The organism is Pantoea sp. X-Soil-ISGK-421 (assembly GCF_059730785.1).
In genome coordinates, this window is sequence record NZ_AP035979.1 from 2430905 (window position 1) to 2445078 (window position 14174).

General features: G+C 55.1%; 13 protein-coding genes. All 13 read right to left on the reverse strand.

Annotated elements, in window-relative coordinates; genetic code table 11:
• Positions 1 to 35: 35 nt before the first annotated feature.
• The 13 genes from AC6I8K_RS11340 to uhpA all read right to left on the reverse strand — a co-directional run bounded on the left by AC6I8K_RS11340 (position 36) and on the right by uhpA (position 14003).
• The gene (locus AC6I8K_RS11340; protein WP_497826743.1) at positions 36 to 1118 is read right to left on the reverse strand and encodes an acyltransferase family protein; all 1083 of its coding nucleotides are present in this window, start codon (positions 1116 to 1118) and stop codon (positions 36 to 38) included.
• Positions 1119 to 1598: 480 nt separating this feature from the next.
• Positions 1599 to 2684, reverse strand: coding sequence for an acyltransferase family protein (locus AC6I8K_RS11345; RefSeq protein ID WP_497826744.1), 1086 nt, complete (start codon positions 2682 to 2684; stop codon positions 1599 to 1601).
• 236 nt (positions 2685 to 2920) lie between these two features.
• Positions 2921 to 3673, reverse strand: a complete 753-nt coding sequence (gene tcyN / locus AC6I8K_RS11350; RefSeq protein ID WP_064739083.1) for an L-cystine ABC transporter ATP-binding protein TcyN — start codon at positions 3671 to 3673, stop codon at positions 2921 to 2923.
• A complete protein-coding gene (gene tcyL, locus AC6I8K_RS11355; RefSeq protein WP_064739084.1) occupies positions 3670 to 4338 on the reverse strand; it encodes a cystine ABC transporter permease in 669 nt (222 codons plus the stop codon). The genes tcyN and tcyL overlap by 4 nt, the downstream gene beginning before the upstream one ends.
• A complete protein-coding gene (gene tcyJ, locus AC6I8K_RS11360; protein WP_483817630.1) occupies positions 4338 to 5138 on the reverse strand; it encodes a cystine ABC transporter substrate-binding protein in 801 nt (266 codons plus the stop codon). The genes tcyL and tcyJ overlap by 1 nt, the downstream gene beginning before the upstream one ends.
• A 190-nt stretch (positions 5139 to 5328) precedes the next feature.
• Positions 5329 to 6315, reverse strand: a complete 987-nt coding sequence (locus tag AC6I8K_RS11365) for a D-cysteine desulfhydrase (RefSeq protein ID WP_494517261.1) — start codon at positions 6313 to 6315, stop codon at positions 5329 to 5331.
• A gap of 131 nt (positions 6316 to 6446) precedes the next feature.
• Positions 6447 to 6950 carry a flagella biosynthesis regulatory protein FliZ gene (gene fliZ / locus AC6I8K_RS11370; RefSeq protein ID WP_064739087.1) on the reverse strand — a complete coding sequence of 168 codons (504 nt, stop codon included), beginning with the start codon at positions 6948 to 6950 and terminating at the stop codon, positions 6447 to 6449.
• 51 nt (positions 6951 to 7001) lie between these two features.
• Positions 7002 to 7724 carry an RNA polymerase sigma factor FliA gene (locus tag AC6I8K_RS11375; protein WP_007891379.1) on the reverse strand — a complete coding sequence of 241 codons (723 nt, stop codon included), beginning with the start codon at positions 7722 to 7724 and terminating at the stop codon, positions 7002 to 7004.
• 143 nt (positions 7725 to 7867) lie between these two features.
• Entirely contained in the window at positions 7868 to 8836 is a 969-nt protein-coding gene (locus AC6I8K_RS11380) for an HNH endonuclease signature motif containing protein (RefSeq protein ID WP_483817632.1), read from the reverse strand.
• Between the two features lie 212 nt (positions 8837 to 9048).
• Complete coding sequence (gene uhpT, locus AC6I8K_RS11385; protein WP_064739089.1) at positions 9049 to 10440, reverse strand: hexose-6-phosphate:phosphate antiporter UhpT; 1392 nt, start codon at positions 10438 to 10440, stop codon at positions 9049 to 9051.
• A gap of 137 nt (positions 10441 to 10577) precedes the next feature.
• Positions 10578 to 11906, reverse strand: a complete 1329-nt coding sequence (locus tag AC6I8K_RS11390) for an MFS transporter (protein WP_064739656.1) — start codon at positions 11904 to 11906, stop codon at positions 10578 to 10580.
• A 10-nt stretch (positions 11907 to 11916) separates the two neighbouring features.
• Complete coding sequence (gene uhpB / locus AC6I8K_RS11395) at positions 11917 to 13413, reverse strand: signal transduction histidine-protein kinase/phosphatase UhpB (protein ID WP_497826745.1); 1497 nt, start codon at positions 13411 to 13413, stop codon at positions 11917 to 11919.
• A complete protein-coding gene (uhpA, locus tag AC6I8K_RS11400) occupies positions 13413 to 14003 on the reverse strand; it encodes a response regulator transcription factor UhpA (RefSeq protein ID WP_497826746.1) in 591 nt (196 codons plus the stop codon). The genes uhpB and uhpA overlap by 1 nt, the downstream gene beginning before the upstream one ends.
• Positions 14004 to 14174 lie beyond the last annotated feature (171 nt).

Consider the following 14174-nt stretch of genomic DNA (forward strand, 5'->3'; position numbering starts at 1 on the left):
GTAGGGTCGCCATTCATATTCATGGCGACCCATTTTTACGCCGCCGACTTATTCCGCTTCAATCCAATCAACGTTGGGAACACAAACAGCGACTGACCCAATCCCCGGTTAGTCATCTGCCACACCGCGACCGAACACAGCGAACAAATCCCCACGATCGCCAGCGGATAGAAACACGCCCACAGTATTGAGAACCACGCGTGATCAAACAGGTGATGGCGCTGGGCGAACAGAATCGCCGACATCCCGAAGAACTCAATGAAGATGCGGTGAATCACGTAAATTTGCAGCGTGTTGCGCCCGACCCAATTCAAATAGCTCATCTTGAAATGTGCGTTCAGCCAGCGGCACGCCGCTACGCTGCCCAGCACGGCAAGGATGCATAGGAACAGACTCTTATCCAGACCTAAGATGATGTGCAGACCCGAGATCGCCGCCAAAAGTGCCCACGGCACGATGTTATCGCGACGCCATTCGCTCAGGCGCAACATCATCGGGCTCCAGAAAGCGCCCAGCAGGAAGAACAGGAAATACTGCGCCACGCTTTGCGGGCCCCAATACGGAATAATCTTCTCCACCGCCAGATAGTTAAGCGCAATCGCCACCACCAGCAACGCGACTTTCTGCTGTTTGAAGATTTTGGCGCACAGGAAATAGATCGCCAAACCGTAGAGATACCACGAGGTGCTCATGGCGAGGAACGTGAGCTTTAAGAACTCCAGCAGCGAGCCGGCATACGCCGCATTCAGATTCTGCGAAATACGCTGTCCGGTAATCTCGGTTGAGATGCCAACAATCGACCACCACTGGATAAAGCCCCACAAAATATAAAGATAAAACAGATTGGTAATTCGACTGGTAAACACCTGTTTCCAGGGACGATTTAAAATTCCATTGGTGGCTAATAAGCCAGAAACAAAGAAAAATGCGGGCATACGCAGCGGCGATAAAACGGTATTAAACTGCACCCATATTTCGGCCGGGATCCAACCTGCCGTCAATAATTTTACCGTCCCTTCAAATCCAGGTAATACGGTGTGATACAACACCACCAGTAATATGCAGGCTCCCTTGAGGGTATTTATCCATGCGATATCTTCTTTCCTGGCGTTATTCATATGATGACTCCCGCTGCTGTTGCTGTGTAGGTCTTAAAGGAGAAGTATGAGGAATTAAGCGATGACGCCTTTATGATTATTAAACGATTATTCAACAGGTAGCGCGGGCATGATGTAGCGAAAGTCCTAAATGTTTTTTTGTGGCCCTGATATAACAATACTTTACAGATCCAGACAAAAATAGAACCCTGAGCAGGCTAAGGAAATTTGCCTTAATTAGAGTCACTAAAAGATATTTAACGAAAATAAGTGTGAAAGACATCACTGCGGGAAATTAAGAACAATCCACCCTTTCGCATGCCAGATTTAATTCAAATCCTAAATAGTTAATTATTTAATGTGGCAAATGGATAAGCAGGGATATTAGCCGTGTGCTAGTAGGTGCGCATAAATGCGCACCCTACAACGTAGGGTCGCCATTCATGGCGACCTGGGATAAAACATGTTTTGGGCCAGCTAGCTGGCCCGGCAGGATTATTATTACTGCGTTTCGCTTTTGGGTGCGAGTGTCGGTTTACGCAGCAGGCGCGGATAAATAAACAAGATGCGGCCCGGACCACGATTGAGTAGCGTCCACACCAGCAGCGAAATGCTGGTACACAACGCCACGCCGGTAATCGGCATCAGCAGCGCCCAAGCCCAGCTAAAGACGGTATTATCAAACCAGCCATAATGCACCGCCAGCACAATCGCACTCAGCCCCAGCAGCTCAATAAAGATGCGGTGCAGCACGTAGATTTGCAGCGTGTTGCGGCCAATCCAGTTGAGCCACGCCATATTGAAGCGTTCATTGAGGAAACGGCACAGCACAATGCCAAACACGATGGTCAGCAAGCTGTAGAACGGATTTTTATAGATGCCGCCAACATGATGCAGCATGCCGATCAGCGCAATGCCGCCCAGCATCAACCAGTGCTGACGCTTCAGTTCACTCAACTCAATCAATGCCTGACTGAAGTAAACGCCGAGCAGGAAGTAGAGATAGTTCTGCGCCACGCTGGCCGGTCCCCAGCCGGGAATCAGGCTGAACTGCGCCGCGTAGGTGGCGACAACGGCCAGCGCCATTAACGCCATCTTCTGTTTGTGGAACAGCTTGGTGAACAGGAAGAATCCGGCCAGCGCGTAGAGATACCACAGGCTGGTCATTGAGGTCATCAGCAGCTTTACAAACTCAAACGGCGTGTCGGCGTAGGCGGCGTTTTTGGTGCTGGAAAGTCGCTCGCCCAAATGCGTAGAGATGTAGTGAATACTCAGCCACTGAATCACGCCCCACAGCAGGTAGAGATAGACAATGTTGCTGAACTTCTTCGTGAACACCTCTTGCCAGCTCTTTTTAGTGATTGAGCTGGCGGCCAGCAAACCGGAAACAAAGAAGAAGGCCGGCATGCGCAGCGGCGACAGATAGGTGTTGAACGCCACCCACCAGTGCGCGGGCAGCAGTCCAGCGGTGAGATGATGCAGCGAAGGCGCGAACGTGGTGATGATGGAGTGATGTAACACCACCATCAAAATGCAGCCCCCTTTGAGCGTGTTGATCCAGAGGACTTCTTTCCTGGCTGTCGTCATTGCTATGTCCTAATTGCGCCATGAATTTGTAAAGAATTATTTATATTTACAAAGATGTCTCAATCGGGACTTTCCTAATAAAGAAACGTCCTATCGCTGGCAGGGATTTAATATAGAATAAAGGTTTAAATTCAATAAATTACGAAATTACCGCAAAGTAACTTTAGGAAAATGCTGAGAGAGGAAAGAGCGGGAAAGGTAAATGAAGCGTCGCCATTATCTAGCGACGCTTGAGATTATTGGTTAAGAAATTTGTCGAGAAATTGCCGGGTACGCGCCTGCTGTGGATTACTGAACAGTGCTTTCGCCGCGCCCTGCTCCACAATGCGCCCCTGATCCATAAAGATGGCGCGATCCGCGACGTCGCGCGCAAAGCTCATCTCGTGAGTGACGATCACCATGGTGCGCTTCTCCTGCGCCAGCGCGCGAATGGTGTTTAGCACCTCGCCCACCAGCTCCGGATCGAGCGCCGACGTCGGCTCATCGAACAAAATCACTTCCGGACGCATCGCCAGCGCGCGGGCAATCGCCACTCGCTGCTGCTGTCCACCGGAGAGACGGCGTGGGAAGCTCTCTTCCTTACCGTGCAAACCGACTTTTTCCAGCAAACTGCGCGCACGTGCGATGGCTTCCGCCTTCGGCTCGCCTTTGACGATGACCGGCCCTTCAATAATGTTCTCCAGCACCGAGCGGTGTGGGAACAGATTGAAGTTCTGGAACACAAAACCCACCTGCTGACGCAACTGGCGCACCAACTGCTTCTGCTTATTAAGGCCGAGCGCCGCATCAATGGCGATATCACCCACTTTGATACGTCCGCTTTCCGGTACTTCCAGCAGATTGATACTGCGCAGCAGGGTGGTTTTACCGGAACCGCTCGGCCCAATAATCGCCACCACTTCGCCAGGCGCCACATCGAGATCGATGCCGTGCAGCACCGTCTGGCCGTGAAATTGTTTCACCAGCTGACGGACTTCAATTGCGCTCATTTGCCCTCCCGATCCTGTCGATTCACATGCGCTTCCAGGCGGTTTTGCAACGCCGACAGCACGGTTGCCATCACCCAATAGATCAGCGAAGCCGCCAGATACATGGTGAACACTTCCAGCGTTCGTGAGGTGATGAGCTGCGCCTGACGGAACAGCTCAGGCACCTGAATGGTGGCGGCCAGCGAGGTATCTTTCACCAGGCTGATAAAGCTGTTACCCAGCGGCGGCAGCGCGGTGCGCGCGGCCTGCGGCAGGATCACACGACGCAGCGTTTGCCACGGCGTCATGCCGATGCTGGCAGCGGCTTCCCACTGCCCGCGTTCAATCGCGGCAATCGCGCCACGCAGTGATTCAGACGCGTAAGCGGCGGTATTCAGCGACAAGCCAATCATCGCCGACGGAATCGGATCCAGCTCGATACCAAACTGCGGCAGACCGTAATAGATCATAAACAGTTGGGCGATGAGCGGTGTGCCACGGAAAATCGACACGTAGATGCGCGCCAGCCAGTTGATCGGCCAGAAGTGCGACAGGCGCATCAGCGCCAGCACGAAGCCGAGAATCAGGCCGAAGAACATCCCGCCGATACTCAGCTGCAGCGTGAACAGCGCGCCTTTCAGTAAAAATGGTGCTGAATCCAGCACCAGCTGTAAGCTTTCCTGCATTATTTAGTGACGTCCGCGCCGAACCATTTCTCAGACAGTTTGCTCAGCGAGCCATCTTTCTGCATATCCGCAATGGCGGAGTCGATGGCTTTCAGCAGATCGTCGTTGCCTTTACGCAGCGCCACGCCCGATTCCAGACGTGAGAAGGCTGGGCCCGCTACCGCCATGGTGTCGCCGGTTTTCTTCACCAGATCCAGCGCCGCTAAGCGATCCACCAGAATGGCATCAATACGTTTGGAACGCAGATCCTGATATTTGGTTGGGTCATCATCATAGGTGCGGATATCCACGCCTTTGACGTTGTCACGCAGCCACTGTTCATAGTTAGAGCCGAGACCCACGCCGACTTTCTTGCCTGACAGATCGTCCGGCTTGGTGATGCTCGCCGCGTTTTGCTTCAGCGTCAGCGCCTGCACGCCAGAAATGGTGTACGGCGTGGAGAAGTCATACTTCTTCTGACGCTCTGGCGAGATGGTCACCTGATTGATCACCACATCAATACGCTTGGAATCCAGCGATGCCAGCATGCCGTCCCATTTGGTCGGACGCAGATCGGCTTTCACGCCAAGGTGCTGCGCCAGCGCCTGCGCGAACTCGACTTCAAAGCCGGTCAGCTGGCCTTTTTCATCCTGGAAGCTGAACGGCGGATAGGTGCCTTCCAGACCCACACGCAGCTCGCCTTTGCTCTTCACTTTTGCCAGCAAATCTTCTGCTGCGAAGGATTTAACGTTAACGCCCGCAACCAGCGCGACCGCCATCATGCCCATCACCACTTGGCGACGAATAGGAGAGAAAGTCATGTTTACCCCATTTATTGTGATGTGTTGTTGTGTGCTTATTTTGCTGCGCATAAATGCGCATCTTACGACTACCGTGATTCATTCACCGCACATTCCGTAGCGGCGCGATTTATCGCGCAATAAATTGCGCCGCTACGGTGGGTGCGCGTTGCAATAACCGGCGGATTATAAACTGTTTTTAAAATCTTTCTCAGACCGAAGGGTGATAAGCAAATAACGCTGGCGATCCACCGGTATGCACAAACAGCAGCGGCCCTTCGCGACGGAAGCGATTTTGCGCAATGCCATCGATTAAGCCGGCCATCGCTTTACCGGTGTAAACCGGATCGAGCATGATGCCTTCCAGCCGCGCTAGCAGCTTCACCGCCGCCATCCCCTCTTCGTTCGGCTCGCCGTAACGCGGGGCGAAGTAATCATCCCACAAGGTGATCGGCGCTTGCGTCTGCACTTCCAGCTGTTCAGCCAGCGCGCTGCGGATGCGTTCGACCACCGGCAGCTGCGCCTCAATTTTACGCGAAACCGTCACGCCCACCAGCTCGGTATCTGGCAGCAGCTGCTCCAGACCAATCGCTAAACCGGCATGCGTACCCGCGCTGCCTGAGGCCACCACCACGGCGGCGAAATCCACCACGCCTTCGCTCTGATGCGCAATCTCCTGCGCGCACTCAACGTAGCCGAGCGCGCCGAGCGCATTGGAGCCGCCAACCGGCACAATATACGGACGGAATCCCTGCGCTTCGAGGTGTTCGGCCTGAGCGGCCAACTGTGCGGTGGGATTGTGCAGCGCCTCGACCATGACGATTTCCACATCCATCAAATCGAGCAGCAGACGGTTACCGTTGCTGAGGTAGTTTTCTGCTGTGGTGCCAATTGGGTTTTCCAGCAGCGCCACGCATTTAAGACCCAGCTTTGCCGCGACCGCCGCTGTTTGACGCACATGATTGGACTGAATTGCGCCCGCCGTTAACAACACATCCGCGCCTTCGCGCAGCGCATCGGCGGCGAGGAATTCGAGTTTGCGCAGCTTGTTGCCGCCGAGGGCAACCGGCGTAAAGTCATCGCGCTTAATAAAGATATCGCGACCAAGGTAGTCAGAAAGCCGTGGCAAATGCTCAAGCGGCGTCGGTGCACCGAGTAATTCAAGACGGGGGAACTGGTGCAGAAGATGTAAAGACAATGCAGCCTCCATTCGGGCAATGTGCAGTTATCCCTACAGTGTTGCAGAAGATGAGAAAAGTCGCACCCGGAATTCAATGCAGGCTGCCCTTGTTGCTGTCATGCTCGACAACAACAAGGGTGGGATCACAATCAGCCCTGCTGCCAGCCTAAAAACTGGTCATATTTACGCAGTGCAATGCGGTAATTGTTATTACCCGCATCAGGCAGATCGTTCTCCAGGCATTCATGCCAGCTATTTCCACTCAACCGATCGGCGGGGAAATTTTTCGCTTTCAGCATGTCATCAAGCCGACGCAAACGTACCACATACTCACGAATGGTACTGTGGCTCATCTCCGTCTGCTCGAACAGATATTGCTTAAACGCCATAATGTCGAAGTAATTCGGATGGGTGTTACAAAAAATATCGCTGCAGAAACGACACAAGGCGGTCAATTCTGGCTGGAGTTTCATCCACACCTGATCGTCAATCATTTGGTCCATGCGTGCGATGGCCTCTTTATTGATGATCTGGCCGCGAAAGACTAACGCCATACGATCTAAAACTTTGCCACAGTGTGAACAATTGCTTTGGCTGTGCTTATAGTCTTTAAGATAGCGACTTAAAGGTCTGGCTTTAACTTTGGCTCCCATTGCTGAGTCCCCGGTTTTATTGTTTTTTTCGATCGCCAGGAACTGAGTCTGTTAGCGCGCCCCCGATAATCGGGCACGCAGGCGTTTGATCGCCTGACTGTGCAGTTGACTGACGCGGGATTCCCCCACTTCCAGCACCGCGCCAATCTCCTTCAGGTTCAGTTCTTCCTGGTAGTACAGTGTGAGCACGAGTTTTTCACGTTCAGGCAACGCCTCAATCGCTTCAATTACGCGGTCACGTAGGTTTCCTTCCAATAACTGATGAAGCGGGTTGGCTTCCTCGTGCCCCTCCGTCACCAGCTCCGCACTGTCGCCGTGTTCTTCCCGATACTCGTCGTAGGAGAAGAGTTGGCTGTTATTGGTATCGAGCAGAATCTGCCGATACTCCTCGAGCGAAACATTCAGTCGTTCAGCCACTTCCTGCTCAGTAGCCGAGCGCCCCAACGCTTGTTCTACCTGATGCATGGCACCCGCGACTTCGCGCGCATTTCTGCGCACGCTGCGTGGCGCCCAGTCGCGACTGCGCAGCTCATCCAGCATCGCTCCCCGGATACGCTGCACAGCGTAGGTGGTAAAGGCGGTGCCCTGCAGCGCATCGTAGCGCTCCACGGCATTTAATAAGCCAATGCCACCAGCCTGCAGCAGATCGTCAAGCTCAACGCTGGCTGGCAAACGTACCTGCAGGCGCAGCGCTTCATGCCGCACCAGAGGAACGTAGCGCTGCCAGAGCGAATGTTTATCCATCACGCCATCGGCGGTATAGAGATCGTTCACGGTGACTACCCTGCGTTAGTAAAGTTATCGGCATGATTATCCAATTCTGTAGGGGTTTTGATTGGCAGAATAGGCGGGCAAAAGCGAGGTTATTTCAAATTTGTTATGGATGGCGGTGGATCGCACCGCCATCTGCGCGAGCGCTAGCGCAAGTTACGCAGCCTTTTCCGCGTGCCAGGCGGCACCGCGTCCCATAATGCGCAAACTTTGCCCTCAAGTGCCTGATAAAAAGGGGTAATCAACGCTTCAGTTTCCAGCGCAGGATTAAACAGCACCTCACCGGTTTCCGCGTTAATGCTTATCATTTTGTTGATAAACAACCGCTGCAGGTCGCTACGCAGGAATAAGCCGTTATCCGCACTGTTATCCGCCAGAAAACCCTCTTCATTCTCTTGCGTATCGATATAGCAGGCTTCCACCCACGGCCAGCTGTGACGTTCGGTCAACTGCGTGCCGGTGATGATGCAGGCACCGTAGCGCGCTTTGACCGCCGAGGTGAATTCCGCCTGGCTGGTGCGCTGCAATACTTTGGCTTTTACGCGTCGCCCAACTTCGGTGCCGGGCATCACACCGCTCGGTACTTTGTATTGTGGCGTGCTCAGCACCACGAGGAATTGGATCTTGCGTGACAGTGGGAAACAGGGATGCGCTTGCGCATCGAACAGTTGCCAATACTCATCCTCTTCCGTTTGACGCATCAGCACCAGCTTATAGCCGCGGCTGTTTAGCAGGTTCTGCGCCGCCGCCGAATTGGGATCGAGCATGGCAAACACCTGGGTTTCGCCCACCACTTTCCAGCGCCCTTCTTTGCGCGCGTCCTCGTTGCGACGAAAATAAAGAAACGCCTGCTGATTCTTCAGGTAGTGCTCAAAGCGGCGCAGATAGTTTTTGCGCTCGTTGTCGTCCGAGACAAACAACAGATCCTCAATCGGACTGTTGATCTCCTCTTGCGCGAACAGCGCGCGAATCACCAAATTGCGAAAGCTGGTCGACGGGCTCAGCAACCCGCGTGCAGTGAGCTCTTTCTCGTCGGGATGTTGCTGCGTGTAGCGCAGGGCAATCTCTTCGAAGGTCAGTAGCTCACCCGGTAACAAGTCATAATTGAAGCGCATAGACACCCCAGAAACGGAAAAATGTGGTTCAAAAAATGGGAATGGTTCTGAAGGGAGTTATCGGCAAGGTGAGAGCGGACTGTAACAGGTTGGTTACTTTTCTGTGGATGTAGGGTGTCAGCTAAAATCGTCCTTTCCCCCGCGCATAAATTTGTTTTAGGTCAGCAGGATTAACGTATAAAAAAGCCCCGGCGGAAAACCGGGGCGCACGATTATGCCGCTTTGAGCCGTTGCAGGCGTTTCTCGCGCCGAATTTTGCGCTCTTCAAACACCGCCACCATCGCCATCAACGCAATGCAGCCGATCGCGGCCGCATCCAGCGCCGCAAAGGTACCGGCCCAACCAGTTAAGCCAAAGATCGGCGTGCCATCCGCAATCATCCCTAAGCCTAACTTCGCGAAACTGTCACCAATCAGGTAAGCAAAGGTGCCTTTGATGCCATCGGCAGCGCCAATGGCTTTTTTCGGCACAAAGCCCACGGCTGCCACGCCAATCAGTAGTTGTGGACCAAACACCAGAAAACCCAACGCAAACAGCGAGGCCAGATAAACATATTGATTGCTGGCGTGTTGATAGATACCGATCGTGGCGATAATCAACGCCAGCGCCACGCACGCCACCAGCGCGCGACGGCCATTTGCCAAATCCGACAACCAGCCCCACAGCAGCGTGCCGACTAACGCACCGACTTCAAACAGCGTGAAGCCCTGGATTGCCACCTCTTTCGACAGTTTTAACTCCTGATAGGCATACACCGTCGACCACTGATCGATGCCAATTCGCACCACGTACAGGAAGATGTTGGCGAAGCACAGCAGCCAAATCACTTTATTTTTCAGCACGTATTCGACAAAGATCTGCCACTTGGTCATCGCCTGATCTTCGGTTTCTTGGTCCTCTTCGCTGATCTCTTCACCAAACAACTCTTCGGCTTTGCCCAGACCGTAGGATTCTGGAGAATCACTGCCGTAGCGCAGACCGATAAAGCCCACCACCAGCGCGATAAGTGAAGGGAAAACAAACATGCCGACCACATGACCATCGAACAGGTAATTAGCACCAAACAGCGCCACACCGGCTGCGCCCGCGCCGCCCAGGTTATGCGAAATATTCCACATGCCCAGATAACTGCCACGTTTCCGGCGCGGCGTCCATTTGGTGATGGTTGAGTAGCTACACGAGCCGCCGGTACTTTGGAAGAATCCGCTGAGCGCATAAAACGCGATCATCATGAACAGACTCACCGAACCCGCGCCCATGCTGGCGCTGAAGCCCAGCATGCAGATTGCCGAGAGGATCAGCATAAACGGCAGGAACTGCTTGGTGTTTTTGCCATCGGCGTAATAGGAAACCAGGGTTTTACCGACGCCGTAGGTGATAGAGAAGCCGAGCCCAATCATCCCCAGCTGCGTCATGCTGAGTCCGTAGGTGGTGATCATATCGTTCTGCGCAATGTTGAAGTTTTTGCGGATCAGATACATGGTCAGATAGCCGATAAAGACCACCAGATAGGACTGCATAAAGGGTTTGAACCACATCTTGCGCCGCTCTTCGAGCGACAGATTCAGGGTCGGCTTGCGCACCTGATTTAAGAAAGCCAGCATGGAGTGCTCCTGATTAATGACCTGCGTGATGGCAGGCATTGTAAAAATCAGCAGCGGTTTCAGCCTGAGACAACTGCCCGGCGCAACCGGGAAAATTTCTTAGTTTTGTCGATGTAAGCGCAAAAAGCGGGGATGCATCACACTTCCTCGCGCTGACGCGGCGTTTGGGCATGCAGGAACGGCAGCAGCAGCAAGGCCGAAATCCCCGCGGCGCAGGCGATGACCGCGAAGAAGCCGCTCCAGTGCCAGACATCGATCACCCGCGCCAATGGCCAGCCGGACAGCGACGCGCCCAGATAGGCAAACAGACCAACGAAACCGGTCGCCGCGCCCGCCGCATCTTTGTGCGAACACTCCGCCGCCGCCATGCCGATCAACATTTGGGGGCCAAAAACAAAAAAGCCGATGGTAAAGAAACACGCAGCCTGCAGCACGTAACTGGCAAAGGGCATCAGCCACAGCGATCCCACCGAGAGCAAAATGCCGGCGGCAAAGATCAGGTTCATCGGTCCGCGATTGCCATTGAACAATTTATCCGATCCCCATCCCGCCACCAACGCGCCGCCGAAGCCGCCGAGTTCAAACATGGTGACCGCCGAGTTAGCCGTCACCAGATTCACCCCCAGCGTCTCGGACATGTAGAGATTGCCCCAGTCATTGATGGCGGCTCGCACCACGTACACCAGCACGTAGCACAGGGATAGCAGCCAGATGTAAGGGTTAAGCAGCACATATTTAGCGAGGATCTCTTTATGACTTAGCCCCGCGCCCTCTTGCTGCTGGGCGATCTCCAGCGCATCGTGGCGCCAGTCACCCACCGGCGGTAAACCCACGGTTTGCGGACGATCGCGCAGCCGCCAGCACAGAAAAATGCCGGCAACGATCGCCAATCCGCCCGCAATCATCATGCCGGCGCGCCAGCCATAATGCAGCGCGGCGGCCCCGACGATCATTGGGATGAGCGCACCGCCAACATTTTGCGCCGTATTCCACAGCGCCCACCAGCCGCCGCGTTCGGTGCGCGAAAACCAGCTGGTCAGCAGGCGCGCGCACACCGGCGATCCCCATCCCTGGAAAAACGCATTCAGCACCCACAGCAGCGCGAACGCCCACAGCGAGGTCGAGAAGCCAAACAGGATATTGACCACGCCCGTCGCCATCAGCCCAATGCCCATGAAGTAGCGCGCATCGGAACGATCGCTGACGATGCCCGAGAAAAACTTCGACAAGCCATAGGTGATGTAGAACAGCGTCGCTAACAGGCCGATGTCAGTGCGCGTCATCACGCCTGCGGCCAGAATTTCCGGTGACGCAGCGTTAAAGCTTTTACGGGTGAAATAAAACAGCGCGTAGCCGAGCCAGATGGTGATCATGATGTGCCGCCGCCAGTAGCGATAGCGCGCATCAATGGTCGCGTTATCCTCGAGTGGCCGCGCGCTGGCGGGTGCCTGGAGAAATCTGAACATCATCTTTTGCCTATTCCTTGCGCAACGGTAACGTGACGCTGACGCGCGTGCCATGGGTGCAGGAGATCCCCAGCGCGCCGCCTAATGCCGTCACGCGTTCGCGCATGCCGGCGAGACCAAAACCGTGTGGCGTGGATCCCACGGGCAAGCCGCAGCCGTCGTCTTCAATCACTAACAACAACCGTTCGTCCTGCAAGACACCCTGCAGCGTGACGGCGCGAGCGCTGGCGTGTTTCACCACATTGTTAAGCCCTTCCTGACAAACGCGGAACAGCGTGACGCGCTGTGCTTCACTCAGTCGCGCTTCGTCGATGTGCCAATCGAGATGGCTGACGATGCCATGCCCTTCCAGCTCCATTTCCCGCATCAGCGAACGAATAGCCTGCTCCAGCGATAGATCGTCCAACTGCCGCGGACGCAAGCGCCCAAGCAGTCGACGCACGGAGTCGTAGATGCCGAGTGATAGTTGCTCAATCAACAGGCCGCTCTGCTTCACACCCCTTTCCGGACTGATGCGCTGCATGATCCCGGCCTGGGTGCGAATCGCGGTGATAGTTTGGCCGATATCATCGTGCAGTTCGCGCGCCACTTCGCGGCGTACGCTCTCTTCGGTCTCCAGCAAGCGTTCCGTCAGGCGGCGATTGCGCAGCAACTCGGTTTGCAGCGATTGATTGAGTTCACGTAAACGCTGAATACCCGCGCCCAGCAGCAGCCCGGTGAGACTTTGCGCCAATAGTGAGAGCAGCAGATCGACCGCGTGATCGTGCCAGGTCTGGCTGGCGATCAGGGCGATAGCGTTCATTAAGGTAGCGATCAGCGCGCCCTGCCAGCCGTAATGCCACGCCAGCGCGATAATCGGCAGCGCCAGACAAAATGGTGTGAAGCGTGACAGCTCCGTGGGCAATCCAAGCTGCAACCACAAGCTGACAATAAACAGCAGCACATAACCAAACAGATGACGCACGCGCCAGTTAACCGGCTGTCCAACCAGCGAAGGGCCGAGCGGCTGCCAGCGGGTGCTGGTGAGGTAGTGCCAGATCACCAGGCAGGTGGGCGCAATGGTCAGCGCGCCGGTTAGCGTCAGCAGCACCGCGTTTAACGCGGCGGGTTCAGCAAGCCACGGCAATGCCTGCAACAGCGCCGCGCACATCATCGCTCCGCCCTGCCACAGCAAGGTGTGCCAGTCGCGTTGATGACGATAACGGGAGATCAATGCCACCGGCAGCAGTGTTAATAAGCTACCGAGCATCAGCAGCGGCAGATGCGCCAGCGCCACTTCGCGGGATAACCCATACAGCATCAACCACTCGGCACCGAGCAGCACCGGCCAGTAAGCGCGTGGACACTGCAACATCAAGCCGAGGCGCAGGCCAAAGGGAAACAGCAGCACCGCCAGCTCAGGACGATCCGCCAGATGCAGGCTGATGCTCCACAGGCAAAACCACGCGGCGGAGAAGATACAAAAACTGGCGATGACGGCAATCAGCCGTGAAAAGAGTGGCTGCATTACCAGCCATCAAACATGCGGCGCGCCAGTTCAACGTCGTTGCTGACGTTGAGCTTTTCCAGCAAATTGGCGCGATGAACGTGAACGGTTTTTGGCGACAGGCCGAGTTCAGCAGCGATCTCTTTCACCGCTAAGCCTTGCGCCAGTTTCTCCGCCACCTGGCGTTCGCGTTTGGTGAGCGGATCCTGCCGTGCCGAGGCGAGCTTGATGGCGATATCCGGCGTTAGGTAGCAGCCGCCTTTGGCCACGGTATGCACTGCGGCGATCAGTTCATCGGGACTGCAACGTTTAGAAAGAAACCCGCGCGCGCCGGCATTGAGCGCCTGCTCCACCAGCGCCGGGCTGTCGTGCACCGACAGCATGATGGTCGCCATGCCTTTCGGCAGCTGGCTTAACAGTTCCAGCCCGGAGATGTCCGGCATCGAGATATCGCAGATGCATACCTGCACGCCGCGCCCCGGCAACTGGGTGAGCGCTTCCCGCCCGGAACTGCATTCGGCGACAACCTGAAAATCCGGCTCCAGCCCCAGCAATTGAGCAAAACCCGAACGGACGATCACATGGTCGTCAATGAGCGCGATGGTGGTCATGAGGTTTCCTGGCGGCGAAAAAACGCGCTTACCTTAGCGATAAGCCGGAGAAGCTTCAAGCGGATTGCGTGGGGATGGCAGGTTTGGGGCAGGTAAATCGTTGCGTCGTAAATAGAGAAACACTCGCTGTTTTTCAGGTAAGGCTCAAGCGGCATAGATAGTTTTTGCGCT